The sequence below is a fragment of the Chelatococcus albus genome (assembly GCF_030067675.1).
Classification (GTDB): domain Bacteria; phylum Pseudomonadota; class Alphaproteobacteria; order Rhizobiales; family Beijerinckiaceae; genus Chelatococcus_A; species Chelatococcus_A albus.
The window spans coordinates 183,548-202,348 of sequence record NZ_JASJEV010000004.1 but is presented as its reverse complement, the minus strand read 5'-3'; the positions used below and the strand labels follow the sequence as shown (position 1 = coordinate 202,348).

Here is an 18,801-nt window from a genome sequence, read left to right as displayed (position 1 = left end):
CGAGCGATGTCCGCCAACCTCTCGTCCCTTCTCTATCTCGTCGCCGGCGTCCTCTTCATCCTGGCGCTGCGCGGCCTGTCCTCGCCGGCGAGCTCGCGCCAGGGCAACCTCTACGGCATGGCCGGCATGGGGATCGCCATCCTGACGACGCTCGTCGGGGCGCCGCCCTCCGGCATCGCCGCATGGCTCTTCGTCGTCGTTGGCCTCGCCATCGGCGGCGGCATCGGAGCGGTGATCGCCCGGCGCGTGCCGATGACGGCCATGCCGCAGCTCGTCGCCGCCTTCCATTCACTCGTCGGCCTCGCCGCCGTGCTCGTGGCGGCGGGCGCGCTCTATGCGCCGCAGGCCTTCGGCATCGGTTCGGTCGGCTCGATCCACGGCGGCAGCCTCGTCGAGATGGTGCTCGGCGTCGCCATCGGCGCCTTCACCTTCACGGGCTCGGTCATCGCCTTCCTGAAGCTCGACGGCCGGATGTCGGGCAAGCCGATCCTGCTGCCGAACCGCCATGCCATCAACATCGGCCTCGGCGTCCTGCTGCTGGTGCTCGTGGTGCTCTTCGTGCGCACCGAGAGCCACGTGCTGTTCTGGCTGATCACGCTGCTCAGCTTCGTGCTCGGCGTCCTGCTCATCGTGCCGATCGGCGGCGCCGACATGCCTGTCGTCATCTCGATGCTCAACTCCTACTCGGGGTGGGCGGCGGCAGGCATCGGCTTCACGCTCGGCAACCTCGCCCTCATCATCACGGGGGCGCTGGTCGGTTCCTCGGGCGCGATCCTCAGCTACATCATGTGCAAGGGCATGAACCGTTCGTTCCTGTCCGTCATCCTCGGCGGCTTCGGCGGGGAGGCGGCGGCGGCCGGCCGCGGCGCGGCAGAGGAGCGGCCGGTCAAGCAGGGCTCGGCGGACGATGCGGCCTTCCTCATGAAGAACGCGGCCAAGGTCATCATCGTGCCCGGCTACGGCATGGCGGTGGCTCAGGCGCAGCACGCGTTGCGCGAGATGGCCGACAAGCTCAAGGAAGAGGGCGTCGAGGTCAAATACGCCATCCATCCGGTGGCGGGCCGCATGCCGGGCCACATGAACGTGCTGCTCGCCGAGGCGAACGTACCCTACGACGAGGTGTTCGAGCTCGAGGACATCAATTCCGAGTTCGCCCAAGCCGACGTCGCCTTCGTCATCGGCGCCAACGACGTCACCAACCCGGCGGCCAAGACCGATCCCGCCTCACCGATCTTCGGCATGCCGATCCTCGACGTGGAGCGGGCCAAGACCGTGCTCTTCGTCAAGCGCGGCATGGGCTCGGGCTACGCCGGCGTCGAGAACGAGCTGTTCTTCAAGGACAACACCATGATGCTCTTCGGCGACGCCAAGAAGATGGTGGACGAGATCCTGAAGGGTTTCTGAGCCGCGCGACCGGCATCGCACGTGTCGACGCGAAGGGGCAGTCCCCTTCGCGCGTCCGGTACCTTGGTCTAGGATCGCGCCGCCGGGGCCCACGCACCGGCGCCGTGACCCGCCAGGTGCCGGAAGGAACGTCCATGGCTCGCTTCGCCGCCACGCTCAAGGCCGCCTTCGTCGGGGCCGCCGCGACCGCGATCGTCGGGGGCCTCACCGCCTACGTCACCTGGGCCAAGCAGAGCGAGGCCAACGAGCTCGCGCGCAGGAGCCTGGAGCTGCAGGTCGCCAAGGCCACGAGCGAGCGCAACATGGAGCGCAGCCGCGCCGATCGCCTGCAGGCCCTCATCAGGGACGCGGCAACGCACTACACGGACACGATCGACCGTCTGCTCGTCGAGGTTCGCCGGGAGCTGGAACGCAAGGAAGGGCCGTCGCAGCTCGCGCCGGCGGCGCGGGCCATGGTCGCGGCGCGCGACGAGTTCCGCGGTGCGTTCGACGCGGTCCGGGTGCAGCTCGACGGCGATTTCGATCGCGTGTCCCTGGAGCTGTCCGCGGGCCCGGCGGACGAGGCCCGGCTGCGCCAGATACTGGAAGCTTTGCAACGCAGCTGGCCCGCCAAGAAATCCGCCCTCGAACTGGCGATCCGCAAGGTACTCGACGACCTTGGGCTCAAGGCCGGCGCATAGGCCTCGTGCGCGAGGGGTCGGCACCGGCTCGGCCGCGTGGCATGGTCGCGCGACAGTCGAATCGCCACCCTGTCGTCAGCCCCTGGTGAGCCATGCGTTCGAGAGCCCTGCGTCTCGCCTTCCGTGTCGTCCTCGCGATGGCCGCCGTCTATGTCGTCGGCCTCGGCCTCCTCTTCGCCCAGCAGCGGTCGCTCGTCTTCCCGCGCGACGAGCGCCCGGTTTCGGCTCAGTCGGCCGCAATCCCCGGGCTCGAGCAGGTCAGCCTGAAGACGAGCGATGGCGAGACGCTCGTCGCCTGGGTCTTGCCGCCCAGGGGCGACAAGCCGGTGCTGCTCTTCTTCCACGGCAATTCGGGCAATCTCGCGCGGCCGCTGCGCATCGAGCGCTTCAAGGCCCTGACCGAGGACGGCACGGGCCTCTTCGCGGTCAGCTACCGCGGCTACGGTGGCTCGACCGGCCGGCCGTCGGAGGAGGGGCTGCACCGGGATGCGGCTGCGGCTCACGAGGAGGCGGCGCGCCGCTTCGGGGCCGATCGGCTCGTCGCCTACGGCGAATCGCTCGGTTCGGGAGTTGCCGTCCGCCTTGCCGCCGAGGCGCGGGTCAAAGCGCTGGTGCTCGAGGCCCCGTATCTGTCCGCGCTGTCCGTCGCCGGCCGGCGCTATCCCTTCGTGCCGGCGCGCCTGATGATGCTCGACCCCTTCCGGTCGGACGAGGTCATCGGTCGCGTGCGCGTGCCCGTGCTCTTCCTGCATGGCGAGCGCGACACGACGGTGCCCTTCGCGGAAGGCGCGGCGCTCTACAACCTCGCCAATCCGCCGAAGCGTTTCGTGCGTTTTCCCGACGGCCATCACCGGGATCTGATCGATCAGGGTGCGATTCCCCAGGTGCAGATGTTCCTGGACGACGTGGCGGCGGGGAGCCTGCCGGACACGCAGGTGCGCACGGTGGGCGTGAGCAAGGAGGGCTCCTGAGCGACCGTAACCTTGCGGTAATCCCTGCCGTCCAGGAGGCGCCCCCTCGCCACCCGATCCACGGACCCGCAAAGAGCCGCACGATGAGCCTCCTGATCCGCCCCATGCGCCCGGAAGACCGCGAGACCGTGATCGGGTTCGTGCAGGCTCTCAATATGTTCGAGCACGGCCTGTCGGGCGACCGTTGCCTCGACCGCGCTTCGGCGGAACAAACGGTCGCCGAACTCGAGGAAGGGGTCGCGGCGGCCAGGCGCGTCGTCCTTCTGGCCGAGATCGGCGGGACGCCGGCCGGCTTTCTCGGTTGGTCCGATGAGGAAGACGATGTCTATGTGGCCGAGGAGCTGCGTCGCTACGGCTATATCTCCGATCTCTACGTGGATGCGGCCTTCCGCGGCGGCGGTGTCGCGCAGGCGCTACTCACCGAGGCCGAAGGCTTGACGCGGGAGCGCGGGATCAAGCGGCTCTTCGTCGGCGTTCTCGCGGGCAATGCTGCCGCCGAGATCGCCTATGCGCGCTTCGGCTTCTCACCCTATGCGGCAACGCTGATGAAGGAGATCGCCTGACGCGGCCGCATCCCCGCCGCGCCCGACGCGCCCCGGCCGGGCCGCGACGGCCGATCTCTTGCAGGGCAGGTCAGCGGAAGAGGCCGCCCTGCAGGCGCGAGAGGCCGGCGCGCGCCGTCGCGTTCGCGTTGTCGATGCTCGCCGCGCGCTGGTAGGACTCGATCGCCAGCGGCCTGTTGCCCCGTTTCTCGTAGGCGAGGCCCCGGGCGGCCCAGGCATCGGCGTTCCGGTTGTCGACGTTGAGGGAGGCGTTGAAGTCCTCGATCGCCTTGTCGTACTGGCCGAGGGCGATGAGGCTCTGGCCGCGCGCCGTGTAGGGCGCGGCGACGAAGGGATTGCGGTCGAGCGCGGCGCCGAAGTCGTTCACCGCCTGCTGGTGCTGGCCCTGGCGCTGGTAGAGGAGGCCGCGCGCGTGCAGCGCTTCGGCCGATTCGGGATTGAGCTGGATGGCGCGCGAGAGGTCGGCCAGCGCCTGGCTCGCGTCGCCCTGGACGCGCAGAAGGTTGGCGCGGCCGATCAGGGCCGGGACGTAGTTCGGGTCGGCCGTGATGGCGCGGTTGAAGTCGGCGAGGGCGGCGTCGTTCTTGCCGGTCTGGCGGAAGGCGAGGGCGCGATTCGTGTAGGCGGGCGCGTAGTTCGGATCGATGCGCACGGCCTGATTGAAGTCGCTGATGGCGTCGCCGTAGCGGCCCACCTTGGCATAGGCCGCGCCGCGGGTGTTGTAGGCCTGCGGGTCGCCGGGGTTCTGCTTGATGACGTCGGAGAGCGAGGCGATGTTCACGCTCGCCGCGCCGGAGGCATCTTCGGAGACCTCGGCGACATTGCGCACGGGGCCCACGGAGTTCACCGTCTCGCAGGCCGCGAGGCCGAGCCCCATCACGAGGGCGATCGGCAAGGCCACCATCCGGCTCGTGGTCAGCTCCGACGAAAACCACTGGCTCACGATCGACCCTCCGCGCGTGTGTCGCTCTCTTTCGAACCGAAGCCCTCGACCATCCTGCGCACAATGGCGGCCCGACGAGGGAATGCCTTCACTCCGACGAACCGGGGGATGGACCCTCGCAAGATCGCGCATGCTGACATCGTACGGTCTCGCAGGACCGGCGGCGGCGCCTGAAGGCGCAGGATATTCCGGCCCTTGAAAGCAATCGGGCGCCCCCGTTGCCGGATGGGCGCCGATCGAAGGAGTGACGCGTCGTCGGGCACGACGACGCGATCGGCACGGACGCTCAGCGCCCGCGGGCCGGCTTCGCCTTGGCCGGCAGGAGACCTTCGCGCTGCAGGCGCTTGCGCATCAGCTTGCGCGCGCGACGGACGGCCTCGGCCTTCTCGCGAGCCTTCTTCTCGGACGGCTTCTCGTAGTGGCCGCGGAGCTTCATCTCACGGAAGATGCCCTCGCGCTGCATCTTCTTCTTCAGCGCACGCAGCGCCTGATCAACGTTGTTGTCGCGAACGAGAACCTGCACGCGTCGTCTTCCCGTGTTCAGTCCCGATGAGGGGGCGAAAAAAATCCCCGGCGCGAACGGCGCGCCGTAACCGTGGTCGCTTCAGCTAGCAGATAACATCCGGGCTGTCCACCGCCGAGGCTCGGTGAAATGGCGTATGATCCGGGCCTGCGCCGGCGCTTCGGCGGCCGTCAGGTGGCGGGGCGGCGGCGCACGCGCGTGACGTGTCCCATCTTGCGGCCCGGGCGGGCGACGCCCTTGCCGTAGAGGTGCAGATGAGCGCCCGGTTCGGCGAGGAGGGCCGGCCAGCGGTCAGTGTCGGCGCCGACGAGGTTGGTCATCTCCACGCTCGCGCCTGTCAGGCTCGTCGGGCCGAGCGGCCAGCCGCAGACGGCGCGCACATGCTGCTCGAACTGCGAGGTCTCGGCGCCCTCGATGGTCCAGTGGCCGGAATTGTGCACGCGCGGCGCGATCTCATTGACGATCACCTCGCTTCGGCCCTCCGCCTCGACCACGAACATCTCGACGGCGAAAACGCCGACATACTCGAGCGCCTCGGCGATGCGCCTGGCGTGGGCGAGCGCGCGGGCCGCCGTCTCCGCCGGCAGGCGGGCGGGCACGCGCGTCACGTCGAGGATATGGTCGCGGTGCGTGTTCTCGCAGACGTCGTAGGCCGCGAAGCTGCCGTCGACGCCGCGCGCGGCGACCACCGACACCTCGCGCGCGAAGGGCACGAAGCCCTCGAGGATCGCCGGCACGTGGCCGATGGTGTCGAGCGCCGCGCGTGGGTCGTCGCCCTCGCGCAGCATCACCTGGCCCTTGCCGTCGTAGCCGAAGCGCCGGGTCTTGAGCACCGCCGGGCGGCCCAGAGCGGAAAGCGCCTGTTCGAGCTCGGCCGCGCTGCCGACGGCACGGAAGGGGGCGGTCGGGATGCCGAGGCCGGCGACGAAGGTCTTTTCCTCCAGGCGATCCTGCGTCGTGGCGAGCGCCCGGGCGCCGGGGCGCAGGGGCACGTGGGTGGCGAGGATGTGGGCCGTATCAGCCGGCACGTTCTCGAACTCGTAGGTGACGACGTCGACCGCGTCGGCGAAACCCACGAGTGCCGCCTCGTCGTCATAGGCCGCGACGGTGCGCCTGCCGGCGACCTCGAAAGCCGGGCTGTCGGGTTCGGGCGCGTAGACATGCGTCCTGAGCCCGTGACGCGCCGCCGCCAGCGCGATCATGCGACCAAGCTGGCCGCCGCCGAGGATGCCGATGGTCGAACCGGGGGGCAGCATGGGTCAGGCCTCGTCGGAGGGACGCTCGGCGACGGAGGCCGTCTGGCGGGCTCGCCATGCGTCGAGGCGCTCGGCGAGCGCCTCGTCGCCGAGGGCGAGAACGCTGGCCGCGAGCAGGGCGGCATTGATCGCCCCGGCCTTGCCGATGGCGAGCGTACCGACCGGGATGCCGCCGGGCATCTGCACGATGGAAAGGAGGCTGTCCTGCCCTGAGAGCGCCTTCGATTCCACCGGCACGCCGAAGACCGGCAGCGCGGTCATCGCTGCCGTCATTCCGGGCAGATGGGCTGCGCCGCCGGCGCCGGCGATGATCACCTTGAATCCGGCAGCTTTCGCCCCCTTGGCAAAGGCGTAGAGCCGGTCCGGCGTGCGGTGGGCCGAGACGATGCGCGCGTCATGGGCGATGCCGAGCGCATCGAGCGTCTCGGCGGCGTGGCGCATCGTCGCCCAGTCCGACTGGCTGCCCATGATGATGGCGACCGGCGTATCCGTCTTCGTGCCCATTGTGGCCCTGTCCTCGCGCGTGCCGAGACCGCGCCTCGTACAGGGGCGCCGGTTTCGACGCAAGGGCGCGCAGGACGCCGGGGCGGGCTCGTCGGCCTCGGCTCAGGCGATGATGTCGGGGGTAAGCTGGTCCTCGAGGAAGGTCATGCGATCCTTCAGGACGAGCTTGCGTTTCTTCAGGCGCTGGATCTGGAGCTGGTCGCCGGGGCCCATCTGCTCGAGCGCCGAGATGGCGGCGTCGAGATCACGATGCTCCTCCTTCAGCCGATTGAGCTCGGATGCGAAGGCCATACGCTCTTCTTCGGTCAGATCGAACGCCATCATGCTTCGCGCACCCGGTCGGGACCGTGGATACGGGCGGGAGTATGCTGTGACCGTCGCGCCGCCGCAAGTCGGCAAAGCCGCGGTGGACAGGTGCTTCGTTTGTGCGCCGCAGCGACTTTCCTGCTTCGACTCCGCCACATTGCTGTGTCACAGTTTTGTCGTCGGAGCATAGAGAAGGGAGGTTCCCGCATGTCTCTGCAAGCCCATCTCGCCGAGCTCGAGAGGCGGCACCGGGCGCTCGAGCGTGAAATCGAAGCGACGCTCGCGAGCCCCTCTTCCGACGACCTGAGACTCGCCGAACTCAAGCGCAAGAAACTGCAGCTCAAGGACGAGATGGAACGGCTTCGGCTGGCGGAACCGCAGAAATCCCTGCACTGAACCGTCTGCCCCCTGAATGTGACGAAGAGCCGCCGTGAGCCTGCTGGCCCGGCGGCTTTCTCATGTCCGGGCGGCGGCTGCCTCAGGCCGTCTTCGCCATGGCCCGCAGCTTGAACTTCTGGATCTTGCCGGTCGAGGTCTTGGGCAGTTCGATGAAGACGACATGGCGCGGGCATTTGTAGGCTGCGAGCCTGGAGCGGCACCAGGCGATGAGCTCCTCGGCCGTGGCCGTCGCGCCCGGTTTCAGCTCGATGAAGGCGCAGGGCGTCTCGCCCCATTTCTCGTCCGGCTTCGCCACCACGGCGGCGGCCTGCACGGCGGGGTGCTTGTAGAGCGCGTCCTCCACCTCGATGGAGGAGATGTTCTCGCCGCCGGATATGATGATGTCCTTGGAGCGGTCCTTGAGCTGAATGTAGCCGTCGGGATGCTTCACCCCGAGGTCGCCGGAGTGGAACCAGCCGCCCTCGAAGGCCTTGGCCGTGGCGGAGGGGTTCTTCAGATAGCCCTTCATCACGACATTGCCGCGGAACATCACCTCGCCGAGGGTTTCGCCGTCGGCGGGCACCGGCCGCATCGTCTCGGGATCGATGACCTCGAGGGCCTCGAGCGGCAGGTAGCGCACGCCCTGGCGCGCCTTCTTCACCGCGTAGTCGGCGCCGGACAGCGTGTTCCATTCCTCGTGCCAGTCGTTCACCACCGCCGGGCCGTAGGTCTCGGTCAGTCCGTAGAGATGCGTCACCTCGAAGCCGGCTTCCTTCATGGCGGCGAGCACGGCCTCCGGCGGCGGCGCCGCGGCGGTGAAGAAGGAGACTTTCTGCCGGAAGTCGCGCTTCTCCGCCGCCGGCGCGTTGAGCAGCGTCGCCATGACGATGGGCGCGCCGCACAGATGCGTGACGCCGTGGTCGGCGAGGGCGGCGTACATGGCCCTGGCCCGCACCTGTCGCAGGCAGACGTGCGTGCCCGCGACGATGGAGATGGACCAGGGGAAGCACCAGCCGTTGCAGTGGAACATCGGCAGTGTCCACAGATAGACCGGGTGCTTGCCCATGCCGCAGGTGACGATGTTGCCCATCGCAAGGAGATAGGCGCCGCGGTGGTGGTAGACCACGCCCTTGGGATCGCCGGTCGTGCCGGAGGTGTAGTTGAGGCTGATGGCGTCCCACTCGTCGGCGGGAGGCGACCAGGCGAAGTCCGGATCGCCCGAGCCGACGAACTCCTCGTAGTCGATGCCGCCGAGCCTTTCGCCCGGGCCATCGTACTCGGGATCGTCGTAGTCGATGACGAGCGGCTTGGCCTTGGCGAGGGCGAGTGCCTCCTTCACTGTCTTCGAGAACTCGCGGTCGGTGATGAGCACCTTCGTTTCGGCGTGGTCGAGGGTGAAGGCGATGATGGCGGCGTCGAGGCGCGTGTTGAGCGTGTTGAGCACGCCGCCGGTCATCGGCACGCCGTAGTGGCATTCCAGCATCGCCGGCGTGTTGGACAGCATGACGGAGACCGTGTCGCCGCGCTCGATGCCGTGCGCCGCGAGCGCCGAGGCGAGCCGGCGCGAGCGCGCGTAGAACTCGGCATAGCTGCGGGAAAGCGTCCCATGCACCACCGCGGTTCGCTGGGGGAAGACGCTCGCCGCACGCTCCAGGAAGGTGAGGGGCGTCAGCGGCTGGAAGTTCGCCGGGTTCTTGTCGAGGTCGATGTCGTACGGCGTCGGCGTCATGTTTGCGTCCCCCCCGGCGGCTTTCATGGGCGTCATGAGAGCCTAAGCCGGACGGTGCGGCAATCAATCAGCCGAAAGGCGGGACGGTGGGGCCGCGCTTCAGGGCAGGAGCGCGCCGATCCCGTCGGCGACGAGCTTGATGCCGACGAGCGCGAGGAGCCCGTAAATGATGCGGTAGAAGCGTCGGCCGTCGATGCGCCGCACCACCCACACGCCGGCGAGCGTGGAGGCGACGGCGGCCGGGAACAGAACGGCCGCAGTGAGCAGGTTGCCGCACGTGAACTGGCCGAGCCAGAAATAGGGTGCGACCTTCACCAGATTGACGATGGCGAAGAACCAGGCCGTCGTGCCGACCAGCGTGTCGCGCGTCAGGTTGAGCGGCAGCACGTGCACCTGGAAGGGTGGTCCGCCGGCGTGGCTGACGAAGCTCGTGAAGCTCGAGACACCGCCCCAGAAGAGGCCCGAGGCCACGCCGCCCGGCCGGTGTGCCGCCACCTGGCGCGAAAGGCCGAACCACCAGTTGGCCGCGAAGGCGAGGGCGACGATGCCGACGATGAGGCGCACGTGCGCGTCGGAGACGATGGCCGCAGTGGCGGCGCCGAGCACGATGCCGGCAAGCGCGCCCGGCAGCATCACGGCGAGCGTGCGCCTGTCGACATGGCGGCGATAGGCCCAGATGCTGACCACGTCCTGCACCATGAGGATCGGCAGCATGATCGCGGCCGCCTGCATCGGTGGGACGACGAGGGCGATGAGCGGAATGCCGAGAATGCCGAGGCCGACAAAGCCGCCCTTGGCGAGGCCGACGATGACGACCGCCGGGACGGCGGCGAGGTAGAAGAAGGGATCGGCGATCATCGCGGCGACGCGGCGGGATGTGGGTGCCTCGTGCTAAGGTCCCAAGCCGAAAGTCTCAAGCCTGCCGCCTTGCATCGGCTGGCCGGGAACCGCACGATCCACGCCCGAGCGCAGGGCCCGGACGGGCACGGCTCCAACGAACGAGAAGACGAGAGAGACGACGCAGTCACGGGGCGAGGGCAGTCGCCGTTGCGGCCGCCGCCCCAGGAGGGAGCCCATGCCGATGAGCGCAGCGCCCAAGGCGATCATGACGAGCCGCTACCACGAGGTCTATGGGCATTGGCAGCGCGATTCCCACGGCTTCTGGGCCGAGGCCGCCCAGGCCATCGACTGGATGCGGCCGTGGGCGCAGGTGTTCGACCCGACGCTCGACGTCTATGGCCGCTGGTTCCCGGGCGCGCTGTGCAACACCTGCTACAACGCCCTCGACCGCCACGTGGAGCGCGGCCGCGGCGCCCAGCCGGCGATCATCTACGACAGCCCGGTCACCGGCACGAAGCGCAGCATCTCCTACAGCGGCCTCCTCTCCGAGGTGCGCACGCTCGCCGCCGTCCTGCGCGATCTCGGCGTGGCGAAGGGCGATCGCGTCGTCATCTACATGCCGATGGTGCCCGAGGCGGCGGTGGCCATGCTCGCCTGCGCCCGCATCGGCGCCGTCCATTCCGTCGTCTTCGGGGGCTTCGCCGCCAAGGAACTGGCGACGCGCCTCGACGACGCCGAGCCCAGGCTCATCCTCTCCGCTTCCTGCGGCATCGAGGGGGCGCGCATCGTCGCCTACAAGCCTCTCCTCGACGAGGCCATCGACCTCGCCCGCGTGAAGCCCGAGAAATGCCTGATCCTGCAGCGGCCGCAGGCGGAAGCGTCCCTCGTCAAGGGCCGCGATCTCGACTGGGCCGAGACCGTCGCCGCCGCGCGCGCTGCCGGCAAGGATGCCGACTGCGTGCCGCTCGCGGCGACCGACCCGCTCTACATCCTCTATACGTCGGGCACGACGGGCCAGCCCAAGGGGGTGGTGCGCGACAACGGCGGGCACATGGTCGCCCTCGCCTGGTCGATGCAGCACCTCTATGGCATCGATCCGGGGGAGGTGTTCTGGGCGGCCTCGGATGTCGGCTGGGTCGTCGGCCACAGCTACATCGTCTACGGCCCGCTCATCCACGGCTGCACCTCGATCCTCTACGAGGGCAAGCCGGTCGGCACCCCCGACGCCGGCGCCTACTGGCGCGTCATCGCCGAGCACGGGGTGGTGGCACTCTTCACCGCCCCCACGGCCTTCCGCGCCATCAAGAAGGAGGATCCGCGGGCAGCCCTCCTTGCCGGACATGATCTTTCCCGCTTCCGCACCCTCTTCCTCGCCGGCGAGCGCGCCGACCCGGACACCGTGCAATGGGCCGAGCACATCCTTGGTGTGCCGGTGATCGACCACTGGTGGCAGACGGAAACGGGCTGGCCCGTCGCCGCCAACCCGGTCGGTCTCGGCGTCCTGCCGGTGAAGCACGGTTCGCCGACGGTGCCGATGCCCGGCTACGACGTGCGCGTCGTTGACGAGGCGGCGAAGGAGCTGCCTGCGAACACCATGGGCTCCATCGTCGTCAGGATGCCGCTCCCGCCCGGCTGCCTGCCGACCCTGTGGAAGGCCGACGACCGTTTCCGCGAAAGCTACCTCACCGAATTCCCGGGCTACTACAAGACGGCCGACGCCGGCTTCGTGGACGAGGACGGCTATCTGTTCATCATGGGGCGCACCGACGACATCATCAACGTCGCCGGCCATCGCCTCTCGACGGGCGGCATGGAGGAGGTGCTCGCCTCCCACCCCGACGTGGCCGAATGCGCTGTCATCGGCGTGAGGGACGAACTCAAGGGCGAGGTACCCTGCGGCTTCATCGTGTTGAAGAGTGGCGTGACCCGCAGCCCGGTGGAGATCGAGGCGGAGATTGTCGCGCTGGTGCGCGAGAAGATCGGACCGGTCGCCGCCTTCAAGCTCGCCGTCACCGTCGGCCGGCTGCCCAAGACGCGCTCGGGCAAGATCCTGCGCGGCACCATGAAGAAGATCGCCGACGCGGAGCCCTGGTCCCTGCCCGCGACGATCGACGATCCGGCCATCCTCGAGGAGATCGGTGAGGCACTGAGGCGCCACGGCCTCGGCGGCTAGGAAGCAGCCGGCGCGCAACCGCCCCCCATTTCTCACGGGGAACGTCGCAAGGATAGGGTTCATCCACGGCGAGATCGAGGGGCGCGCCGGGATGGAACGCGGCCACTTCGGTTGCGATGTCACGCGTCCGCGGTGAGGAAATCTTGCGTCGCCTCCACTGCCGGCCGCCAGACTTCCATGACCCGCGGGTCGTCCTTCGGGGTCGAACTGCGCATTTTTGTCGTGAGCGGCTATGCCGTTCGGCGCGAAGAACCGGAAACGGGCCGGAAGGGCGGGCAATCGCCTGCTCGATGATCAATGGTCCCGCCCCCGGGAAGGGATCGGCCAGGCGCCGCAGCGGTGCGGCGTTGGGGGGCGGCGCTCGCCCCCCAACCCGGGACGAAGGGGGCCGCGGTGATGGCCCCTCGGGATCACTCGCCGTCGTCGTGGTCGTCGCGCTTCAGTTGCTTGAGCTTGGCGAAGACGCTTTCGACGTCGAGCTCCTCCTCCTTCTTGCGCTTGGGCTGCGCGAAGTCGCCGCCGAAGGGCTCGCGGGCCTCTTCCTTGGCGGTCGTCACCTCGGTCGGCAGCAGGGTCGCGCCGGCTTCCGGCTGGACCTGCGGACGATCCTTGGCGGCGCGAGCCACCTCGAAGTCGAGGTCGATCTGCGAGCACAGGCCGAGCGTGACGGGATCCATCGGCGAGAGATTCGCCGTGTTCCAGTGGGTGCGGTTGCGGATCTGCTCGATCGTGGTCTTCGTCGTGCCGACGAGGCGCATGATCTGCGCATCCTTGAGCTCGGGATGGTTGCGAAGCAGCCAGAGGATGGCATTGGGCCGGTCCTGGCGGCGCGACACGGGCGTGTAGCGCGGACCTTTCTTGCGCTTGACCTCCGGCAGCTTGACCTTGGGCGGGGCTACCTTCAGCCGGTATGAGGGCTCGCGCTGTGCCCGCTCGATCTCCTCACGGGTGAGCTGGCCGCTGACGGTCGGGTCGAGGCCCTTGATGCCGGCCGCGACCTCGCCGTCGGCGATCCCCTTCACCTCGAGCGGGTGCAGGTGGCAGAAGTCGGCGATCTGCTCGAAGGTCAGCGACGTGTTCTCCACGAGCCAAACGGCAGTCGCCTTCGGCATCAGCGGTCCGGTGGACATGGTCGGCTCCTTGAAACGGCGCCTCGCCGCGCCCTCGCGGGGGGCAGCGGGCATCGGACAAAACTCTCTCGTGCTCCGGCCCGGCTTGCGCCGGAGCGTTAGTTACCACCGAAGATGGGGAAACGGGCGAACTATATGCGCGTCCGCGCCCCGTTGCAATCGCGCAACGTCAGGTGAGGAGCACGATCTTGCCCACATGCGCGCTTGATTCCATGAGCGCGTGCGCCTCGGCCGCCTTCTGCAGCGGGAAGGTCGCATGGATGCGCGGCTTGCACCGCCCCTCGGCGAGAAGCGGCCACACGCGCTCTTCGAGCGCGGCGGCGAGCGCCGCCTTCTCCTCCACGGGGCGGTTGCGCAGGGTCGCGCCCGTATGCGTCAGCCGCTTCAGCATGAGGCGGCGGAAGTCGACCGTGGCGGTCGAACCCTCCAGGAAGGCGATCTGCACGATGCGGCCGTCGACGGCCGCCGCCTCGTAGTTGCGCGCGATGTAGCTGCCGCCGACCACGTCGAGGATGACGTCGGCGCCCCTGCCGGTCGCGGCCTTGGTCTCGGCGACGAAATCCCGGGTGTGGTAGTTGACGGCCACGTCCGCGCCGAGCGCCCGGCAGGCCTCGCATTTCTCGTCCGAGCCGGCGGTGGCGACGACGCGCGCGCCGAAGGCCTTGGCGAGCTGGATCGCCGTCGTGCCGATGCCGGAAGTGCCGCCGTGCACGAGCAGCGTCTCGCCCGCCGACAGCCGGCCGCGCTCGAAAACGTTGCTCCAGACCGTGAAATAGGTCTCGGGAAGGGCGGCGGCCTCCATCAGCGTCAGGCCGTGCGGAACGGGGAGGGCGTTCGTCTCGTGAACCGTGGCGAACTCGGCATAGCCGCCCCCCGGCACGAGGGCGCAGACCTGGTCGCCGATGCGCCAGCGCTTGACATGCGTGCCGAGGGCGACGATCTCGCCTGCGATCTCGAGCCCGGGGATGTCGGGGGCGCCGGGTGGCGGCGGATAGTGGCCCTGGCGCTGGGCCACGTCCGGGCGGTTGACGCCCGCCGCCACGACCCGCACCAGCACCTCCCCCGGTCCGGGCCGCGGCACCGGGCGCTCCTCGACGCGCAGCACGTCGGGACCGCCCGGCTCGGCGATGCCGATGGCGCGCATCGTGGCTGGCAGAGCGTCCGTCATGGCTCGGTCCCCTCTTGCTGGTCGTGCGATAACGTCCGGCATCGCAGATGGCGCGCGCCGTGACAACCACGGGCGAGCCCGATTATGCTCCCCGACCCGGCGGACGGAAGATGGGGAGGAGCGAGCCATGAGCGATCCCTTCGCGGACGAGAAGCCGCGTCCCAAACCGGTGCACGAGATCGGGCAGGATCTGTCTCTCCTGTCGGTCGGCGAGCTCGACGAGCGGATCGCGCTGCTGAAGGGAGAGATCGAACGGCTGGAGGCGGCGCGCGCCGCCAAGGCGGCTTCCCGCGAGGCGGCGAACGCCTTCTTCAAGCGTTGAGCGGGGCGCTCAGGTCAGTCGCCGCCGCCCCGTCGCTTGACCATCGACCACATCTTGGCTTCCGCGCCGAAGAAGATGGTGCGCCGGGTGCCGGTGCAGACGTAGCCGTGCCGCTCGTAGAAGGCGCGGGCACGCGGATTGACGATGAAGACGTTGAGCGTCACGTCGCCGGCGATCCGCGCCTCCGCTTCCGAGAGGAGCGCCGCGCCGATCTGCCGGCCCTGCACGGCCGGATCGACGAAGAGATTGGCGACATGGTGGCCCTCGACGTCGACGAACCCGACGATCGCGTCGTCTGCCAGCGCCACGAGCCGCAGCGCAACCGCCTCGAGCGGCGTCGCCGGATCGGCGAGGGCGGCGCGGGCGTCAGGCAGCCGCTCGCCGTAGGAGGACATGGCGGCACGGCTCGCGAGGGCCCGGCAGGCGGCATCGTCGCCGGGAACGAAGGGTCTGACGACAAGCTCGGGTGGCATGGTGAACTCCGCCGTCGAGCCGGGATGAAGGTGGGTCCCGGGCGATTTCCGCGACATTGCTTGCCGCCCGACCGAGCCGGCTCAAATCGGGACATCTCCGGGCAACCCGGCCGTGGCCGTTAACGGTCTCTTAAGCTTTCTCGATTATTACAGGAAACCGTCCAGTCTTCTGGATGTCGAGTGGCTCCTGTCCACTCTGTTTGACGCCTCCCTGTTATGACTTCGAGCCGCCTTCGGGCGGCTCTTTTTTCCGGCAGACCTGCGTGCGGGGCGGGTCCGCGCCGCCTCCGTCCGGACTAGTCGAGCCTCTGTCCACAGACTCCTATCGACGTTAACCTTAACGATAGGTTACCGGGCGTGTGCGAGGCCCCGGCGCTAGATTTGCGAGGTCGCCTCCGAAGCGGGGTGCCTCGTCCCGGGACGGGACAGGCCGCCGTTCGACGACGGGAGGCGAGACGAATATGACTGAACCGACCATGTTGCCGGCGGCCCAGAGAGTGACGCCCATTTCCTTCGGCCAGAGCTTCGTCTCGTCCGAATCCTTCCGCCTCCTCTTCCGCGAGGGCATGGGTCTCATCGAGGAGACGGCCGCCTATCTCGACGGCCAGGGGCGCGACGATTCGCGCGGCCTCGTGCGGCAGGGCTCGCTCGCCTACGCCACCGAGAGCATGCGACTCACCACGCGCCTGATGCAGATCGCCTCGTGGCTCCTCGTGCAACGCGCCGTGGCGGAAGGGGAGATGACCCCCGAACAGGCCCGGCAGGAGCAGAACAAGGTGAAGCTCACCTGGCAGGATCAGACGTCGGCGCCGGAGCTGTTCGCCCTTCTTCCCGTCAAGCTGCAGGATCTCATCGGGCATTCGCTGCGTCTGCAGACGCGCATCATGCATCTCGATGCGCTGATCGCCGGCGCCGCCGCGCCCGTGGAGGAACCCGGCGACAGCCCGGTCGCCCAGCAGCTCGGGCTCCTGCGCTCGGCCTTCGGCCGCTGAGCGCCGCGCTGCCAAGGCGGCTCCGCCCCGTTCCAGGCGGCGCGGGGAGGGGCCGGGCGATCGAGGCCTGCGGGTCGGCGAGCCTCCCCGCGGACCCGCCCCAAAACGAGGAAACCCCGGCCGAGACCGGGGTTTCGTTCGTATCGGGCCGGATCGCGACGATCCGCCGCCCCGGCAGTGCGCCGTCGCTCTTACTTCTTGCCGAAGCTCAGCCCGGCGAACTTGCTGTTGAAGCGCGACACGCGGCCGCCGCGGTCAAGGATCTGCTGCGAACCGCCCGTCCAGGCCGGATGCGTCTTCGGGTCGATGTCGAGGTTCAGCGTGTCGCCGTCCTTGCCGTAGGTCGAGCGCGTGACGTATTCCGTCCCGTCGGTCATCACGACCTTGATGAAGTGGTAGTCGGGGTGCGTATCGGGCTTCATGGCACTGTCCTTGTCTGGGCCGCCCCGCTTGCGCCGGTGGCACCACTGACGTTCAGCTGTGTTCCTGAGGTCGCGACCCTATAGCGCAGCACCGAGGGGGATACAAGCCGGCCCCGGCGCGACAGAAAGGGCGGCGATCCGGCGCTCGCAGCTCCCCGGGGGAGGGAGGCCGTGGCGTCGGCCGACGGACAGCGAGGAAGGACCGACATGGCAAGACGACTGTCGGAAACGGATGGCGAGGAGGCGCCGCGCGCGCGGGCTCCGCTCGGGGCGCTGAAGCCCCTCGTTCCCTATGCCCTGCGCTACAGGGGACAGATCGTCGCCGCGCTCGTCGCCCTGCTCGTCGCCTCCGGCGCCACGCTGGCGCTGCCGCTCGCCGTTCGCCGCGTCATCGACAACGGCTTCTCGGCCGAGGGCGCGCACCTCATCAACGCCTATTTCGGCGTGCTGCTGGTGGTCGTGGCGGTGCTCGCTGTCGCCAGCGCCACGCGCTTCTATCTCGTCACCTCGCTCGGCGAGCGCGTCGTCGCCGATCTCAGGACGGCCGTCTTCGGCCATCTCACGCATCTCGACCCCACCTTCTACGACACGGCCCGCGCCGGCGAGATCGTGTCGCGTCTGTCCGCCGATACGACCCAGATCAAGGCCGCCTTCGGCGCCAGCGCCTCGATCGCCCTGCGCAACCTCGTCATCTTTGTCGGAGCGGCGGTGCTGATGGTGGTGACGAGCCCGCGCCTTTCGGGTCTGGTGCTCGCCGCCATTCCCTTCATCGTCCTGCCGCTCGTCGCCTCGGGCCGCAGCGTGCGGCGACGCTCGCGCGCCGCGCAGGACAAGCTTGCCGCGGCCTCGGCCTACGCCACTGAGGCGGTCGGGGCGGTACGCACCATGCAGGCTTTCGGCGCCGAGGGAGCGACGGCGCGGCATTTCGCGGCCGCGGCGGAAGAAGCCTTCGATGCGGCACGCACCTCGATCCGGGCACGCGCCTTCCTCACGGCGGCAGCGCTGTTCCTCGTCTCGGCGAGCGTCGTCGCCGTCCTCTGGTACGGTGCTCAGGACGTGCTCGGCGGCCGCATGAGCGGCGGGCGGCTGTCGCAGTTCGTGCTCTATGCCGTGCTCGCGGCGAGTTCGCTCGGCGAGCTCAGTCAGGTCTGGGGCGAGGTGAGCCAGGCGGCGGGCGCCGCCGGCCGGCTGGCGGAGCTGCTCGGCACGCAGGCGGCGGTCGCCGTACCCGCCGAGCCACGGCCGCTGCCCGAGCCGCCGCTCGGCACGGTCGCCTTCGAGCACGTGCGTTTCGCCTATCCCACCCGCCCCGGCCAGTCGTCGCTGCACGACCTCGGCTTTTCGGTGCGGGCGGGTGAGCGTGTCGCCATCGTCGGCCCCTCGGGCGCCGGCAAGAGCACGGTGTTCCAGCTCCTGCTGCGCTTCTACGATCCGCAGGGGGGGCGCGTGCTCGTCGACGGCGTCGACGTGGCGCAGGCCGATCCGGCCGCAGTGCGCCGGCGCATCGCCTTCGTGCCGCAGGAACCGGTCGTCTTCGGCACGACCATCGCCGAGAACATCCGCTACGGCCGGGCCGATGCCGCGGAGGCCGACGTGCGGCGTGCGGCCGAACTCGCGGCGGCGAGCGAGTTCATCGAGGCCCTGCCGCAGGGCTACGACACCCTCGTCGGCGAGCGCGGCGTGACGCTCTCCGGCGGCCAGCGCCAGCGCATCGCCATCGCGCGCGCCATCCTCAAGGATGCGCCGATCCTGCTTCTCGACGAGGCGACCTCCGCCCTCGACGCCGAGAGCGAGCGCCTCGTGCAGGCGGCGCTCGACCATCTCATGGAGGGGCGCACGACGCTCGTCGTGGCGCATCGTCTGGCGACCGTCCTCTCCGCCGATCGCATCCTGGTCATGGACGAGGGGCGCATCGTCGAGGAGGGGACGCACCGCAGCCTCGTGGCGCAGGGCGGCCTCTACGCACGGCTCGCGCGCCTGCAGTTCGCCGAGGCGCAGGAGAAGGAGCGCGCCGCGGGATAGGG

20 protein-coding genes are annotated in these 18,801 nt (G+C 69.4%); 9 read left to right on the top strand and 11 right to left on the bottom strand.

Features of this window, described 5'->3' with window-relative positions; genetic code table 11:
* Nucleotides 1-6: 6 nt before the first annotated feature.
* From QNA08_RS08570 to QNA08_RS08555, 4 genes are all read left to right on the top strand, one after another.
* Nucleotides 7-1,404, top strand: a complete 1,398-nt coding sequence (locus tag QNA08_RS08570) for an NAD(P)(+) transhydrogenase (Re/Si-specific) subunit beta (RefSeq protein WP_283740276.1) — start codon at nt 7-9, stop codon at nt 1,402-1,404.
* 134 nt (nt 1,405-1,538) lie between these two features.
* A complete protein-coding gene (locus tag QNA08_RS08565; RefSeq protein ID WP_283740275.1) occupies nt 1,539-2,084 on the top strand; it encodes a hypothetical protein in 546 nt (181 codons plus the stop codon).
* A 92-nt stretch (nt 2,085-2,176) separates the two neighbouring features.
* Nucleotides 2,177-3,055, top strand: a complete 879-nt coding sequence (locus QNA08_RS08560) for an alpha/beta hydrolase (RefSeq protein ID WP_283740274.1) — start codon at nt 2,177-2,179, stop codon at nt 3,053-3,055.
* 83 nt (nt 3,056-3,138) lie between these two features.
* The gene (locus tag QNA08_RS08555; RefSeq protein ID WP_283740273.1) at nt 3,139-3,618 is read left to right on the top strand and encodes a GNAT family N-acetyltransferase; all 480 of its coding nucleotides are present in this window, start codon (nt 3,139-3,141) and stop codon (nt 3,616-3,618) included.
* A 70-nt stretch (nt 3,619-3,688) separates the two neighbouring features.
* Here the strand turns inward: QNA08_RS08555 and QNA08_RS08550 are convergent, their stop codons facing one another.
* The 5 genes from QNA08_RS08550 to QNA08_RS08530 all read right to left on the bottom strand — a co-directional run bounded on the left by QNA08_RS08550 (nt 3,689) and on the right by QNA08_RS08530 (nt 7,135).
* The gene (locus tag QNA08_RS08550) at nt 3,689-4,522 is read right to left on the bottom strand and encodes a tetratricopeptide repeat protein (protein WP_422679883.1); all 834 of its coding nucleotides are present in this window, start codon (nt 4,520-4,522) and stop codon (nt 3,689-3,691) included.
* 325 nt (nt 4,523-4,847) lie between these two features.
* Nucleotides 4,848-5,084 carry a 30S ribosomal protein S21 gene (gene rpsU / locus QNA08_RS08545; protein ID WP_283740271.1) on the bottom strand — a complete coding sequence of 79 codons (237 nt, stop codon included), beginning with the start codon at nt 5,082-5,084 and terminating at the stop codon, nt 4,848-4,850.
* Nucleotides 5,085-5,254: 170 nt separating this feature from the next.
* Nucleotides 5,255-6,340 (bottom strand): 5-(carboxyamino)imidazole ribonucleotide synthase, encoded by a 1,086-nt coding sequence (locus QNA08_RS08540; protein WP_283740270.1) that lies wholly within the window; start codon nt 6,338-6,340, stop codon nt 5,255-5,257.
* A gap of 3 nt (nt 6,341-6,343) precedes the next feature.
* Complete coding sequence (gene purE / locus QNA08_RS08535; RefSeq protein WP_283740269.1) at nt 6,344-6,844, bottom strand: 5-(carboxyamino)imidazole ribonucleotide mutase; 501 nt, start codon at nt 6,842-6,844, stop codon at nt 6,344-6,346.
* A 102-nt stretch (nt 6,845-6,946) separates the two neighbouring features.
* Nucleotides 6,947-7,135, bottom strand: a complete 189-nt coding sequence (locus tag QNA08_RS08530) for a YdcH family protein (protein WP_422679879.1) — start codon at nt 7,133-7,135, stop codon at nt 6,947-6,949.
* A 222-nt stretch (nt 7,136-7,357) separates the two neighbouring features.
* Between QNA08_RS08530 and QNA08_RS08525 the strand changes: the two genes are divergently transcribed.
* Nucleotides 7,358-7,546, top strand: a complete 189-nt coding sequence (locus QNA08_RS08525; protein WP_283740268.1) for a YdcH family protein — start codon at nt 7,358-7,360, stop codon at nt 7,544-7,546.
* Between the two features lie 82 nt (nt 7,547-7,628).
* On the opposite strand, the gene QNA08_RS08520 is transcribed toward QNA08_RS08525, so the two are convergent.
* Together QNA08_RS08520 and QNA08_RS08515 are read right to left on the bottom strand one after the other, a co-directional pair.
* Complete coding sequence (locus tag QNA08_RS08520; protein ID WP_283740267.1) at nt 7,629-9,257, bottom strand: acyl-CoA synthetase; 1,629 nt, start codon at nt 9,255-9,257, stop codon at nt 7,629-7,631.
* Between the two features lie 99 nt (nt 9,258-9,356).
* On the bottom strand, nt 9,357-10,115 hold the full coding sequence (locus QNA08_RS08515; RefSeq protein WP_283740266.1) for a sulfite exporter TauE/SafE family protein: 759 nt from the start codon (nt 10,113-10,115) through the stop codon (nt 9,357-9,359).
* Nucleotides 10,116-10,338: 223 nt separating this feature from the next.
* On the opposite strand from QNA08_RS08515, the gene QNA08_RS08510 reads away from it, so the two are divergent.
* Nucleotides 10,339-12,270 (top strand): propionyl-CoA synthetase, encoded by a 1,932-nt coding sequence (locus QNA08_RS08510; protein ID WP_283740373.1) that lies wholly within the window; start codon nt 10,339-10,341, stop codon nt 12,268-12,270.
* 410 nt (nt 12,271-12,680) lie between these two features.
* Here the strand turns inward: QNA08_RS08510 and QNA08_RS08505 are convergent, their stop codons facing one another.
* Both QNA08_RS08505 and QNA08_RS08500 read right to left on the bottom strand, forming a co-directional pair.
* Entirely contained in the window at nt 12,681-13,400 is a 720-nt protein-coding gene (locus QNA08_RS08505) for a DUF1013 domain-containing protein (RefSeq protein WP_283740265.1), read from the bottom strand.
* A 169-nt stretch (nt 13,401-13,569) separates the two neighbouring features.
* Nucleotides 13,570-14,568 (bottom strand): NAD(P)H-quinone oxidoreductase, encoded by a 999-nt coding sequence (locus QNA08_RS08500; RefSeq protein WP_283740264.1) that lies wholly within the window; start codon nt 14,566-14,568, stop codon nt 13,570-13,572.
* A gap of 127 nt (nt 14,569-14,695) precedes the next feature.
* On the opposite strand from QNA08_RS08500, the gene QNA08_RS08495 reads away from it, so the two are divergent.
* On the top strand, nt 14,696-14,890 hold the full coding sequence (locus QNA08_RS08495; RefSeq protein ID WP_283740263.1) for a DUF1192 domain-containing protein: 195 nt from the start codon (nt 14,696-14,698) through the stop codon (nt 14,888-14,890).
* 14 nt (nt 14,891-14,904) lie between these two features.
* Here QNA08_RS08495 and QNA08_RS08490 read toward each other — a convergent pair whose 3' ends face one another.
* The gene (locus QNA08_RS08490; protein ID WP_283740262.1) at nt 14,905-15,363 is read right to left on the bottom strand and encodes a GNAT family N-acetyltransferase; all 459 of its coding nucleotides are present in this window, start codon (nt 15,361-15,363) and stop codon (nt 14,905-14,907) included.
* Between the two features lie 461 nt (nt 15,364-15,824).
* Between QNA08_RS08490 and rcdA the strand changes: the two genes are divergently transcribed.
* Nucleotides 15,825-16,355, top strand: a complete 531-nt coding sequence (gene rcdA / locus QNA08_RS08485) for a protease adaptor protein RcdA (RefSeq protein ID WP_283740261.1) — start codon at nt 15,825-15,827, stop codon at nt 16,353-16,355.
* Between the two features lie 191 nt (nt 16,356-16,546).
* Here the strand turns inward: rcdA and rpmE are convergent, their stop codons facing one another.
* Entirely contained in the window at nt 16,547-16,777 is a 231-nt protein-coding gene (rpmE, locus tag QNA08_RS08480; protein WP_283740260.1) for a 50S ribosomal protein L31, read from the bottom strand.
* Nucleotides 16,778-16,984: 207 nt separating this feature from the next.
* Here rpmE and QNA08_RS08475 point away from each other — a divergent pair, with 207 nt between their 5' ends.
* Nucleotides 16,985-18,799, top strand: a complete 1,815-nt coding sequence (locus QNA08_RS08475) for an ABC transporter transmembrane domain-containing protein (protein WP_283740259.1) — start codon at nt 16,985-16,987, stop codon at nt 18,797-18,799.
* The last annotated feature ends 2 nt before the right edge of the window (nt 18,800-18,801 follow it).

What these genes read in the sequence shown, in the direction of transcription:
- QNA08_RS08515 (WP_283740266.1), bottom strand. Translation starts at nt 10,115, where the DNA reads ATGATCGCCGATCCCTTCTTCTACCTCGCCGCCGTCCCGGCGGTCGTC.
- QNA08_RS08520 (WP_283740267.1), bottom strand. Translation starts at nt 9,257, where the DNA reads ATGACGCCGACGCCGTACGACATCGACCTCGACAAGAACCCGGCGAAC.
- QNA08_RS08525 (WP_283740268.1), top strand. Translation starts at nt 7,358, where the DNA reads ATGTCTCTGCAAGCCCATCTCGCCGAGCTCGAGAGGCGGCACCGGGCG.
- QNA08_RS08530 (WP_422679879.1), bottom strand. Translation starts at nt 7,135, where the DNA reads ATGGCCTTCGCATCCGAGCTCAATCGGCTGAAGGAGGAGCATCGTGAT.
- QNA08_RS08540 (WP_283740270.1), bottom strand. Translation starts at nt 6,340, where the DNA reads ATGCTGCCCCCCGGTTCGACCATCGGCATCCTCGGCGGCGGCCAGCTT.
- purE (WP_283740269.1), bottom strand. Translation starts at nt 6,844, where the DNA reads ATGGGCACGAAGACGGATACGCCGGTCGCCATCATCATGGGCAGCCAG.
- rpmE (WP_283740260.1), bottom strand. Translation starts at nt 16,777, where the DNA reads ATGAAGCCCGATACGCACCCCGACTACCACTTCATCAAGGTCGTGATG.
- QNA08_RS08550 (WP_422679883.1), bottom strand. Translation starts at nt 4,522, where the DNA reads ATGGTGGCCTTGCCGATCGCCCTCGTGATGGGGCTCGGCCTCGCGGCC.
- QNA08_RS08560 (WP_283740274.1), top strand. Translation starts at nt 2,177, where the DNA reads ATGCGTTCGAGAGCCCTGCGTCTCGCCTTCCGTGTCGTCCTCGCGATG.
- QNA08_RS08555 (WP_283740273.1), top strand. Translation starts at nt 3,139, where the DNA reads ATGAGCCTCCTGATCCGCCCCATGCGCCCGGAAGACCGCGAGACCGTG.
- QNA08_RS08495 (WP_283740263.1), top strand. Translation starts at nt 14,696, where the DNA reads ATGAGCGATCCCTTCGCGGACGAGAAGCCGCGTCCCAAACCGGTGCAC.
- QNA08_RS08565 (WP_283740275.1), top strand. Translation starts at nt 1,539, where the DNA reads ATGGCTCGCTTCGCCGCCACGCTCAAGGCCGCCTTCGTCGGGGCCGCC.
- QNA08_RS08510 (WP_283740373.1), top strand. Translation starts at nt 10,339, where the DNA reads ATGAGCGCAGCGCCCAAGGCGATCATGACGAGCCGCTACCACGAGGTC.
- QNA08_RS08505 (WP_283740265.1), bottom strand. Translation starts at nt 13,400, where the DNA reads ATGTCCACCGGACCGCTGATGCCGAAGGCGACTGCCGTTTGGCTCGTG.
- QNA08_RS08475 (WP_283740259.1), top strand. Translation starts at nt 16,985, where the DNA reads ATGGCAAGACGACTGTCGGAAACGGATGGCGAGGAGGCGCCGCGCGCG.
- QNA08_RS08490 (WP_283740262.1), bottom strand. Translation starts at nt 15,363, where the DNA reads ATGCCACCCGAGCTTGTCGTCAGACCCTTCGTTCCCGGCGACGATGCC.
- rcdA (WP_283740261.1), top strand. Translation starts at nt 15,825, where the DNA reads ATGACTGAACCGACCATGTTGCCGGCGGCCCAGAGAGTGACGCCCATT.
- QNA08_RS08570 (WP_283740276.1), top strand. Translation starts at nt 7, where the DNA reads ATGTCCGCCAACCTCTCGTCCCTTCTCTATCTCGTCGCCGGCGTCCTC.
- QNA08_RS08500 (WP_283740264.1), bottom strand. Translation starts at nt 14,568, where the DNA reads ATGACGGACGCTCTGCCAGCCACGATGCGCGCCATCGGCATCGCCGAG.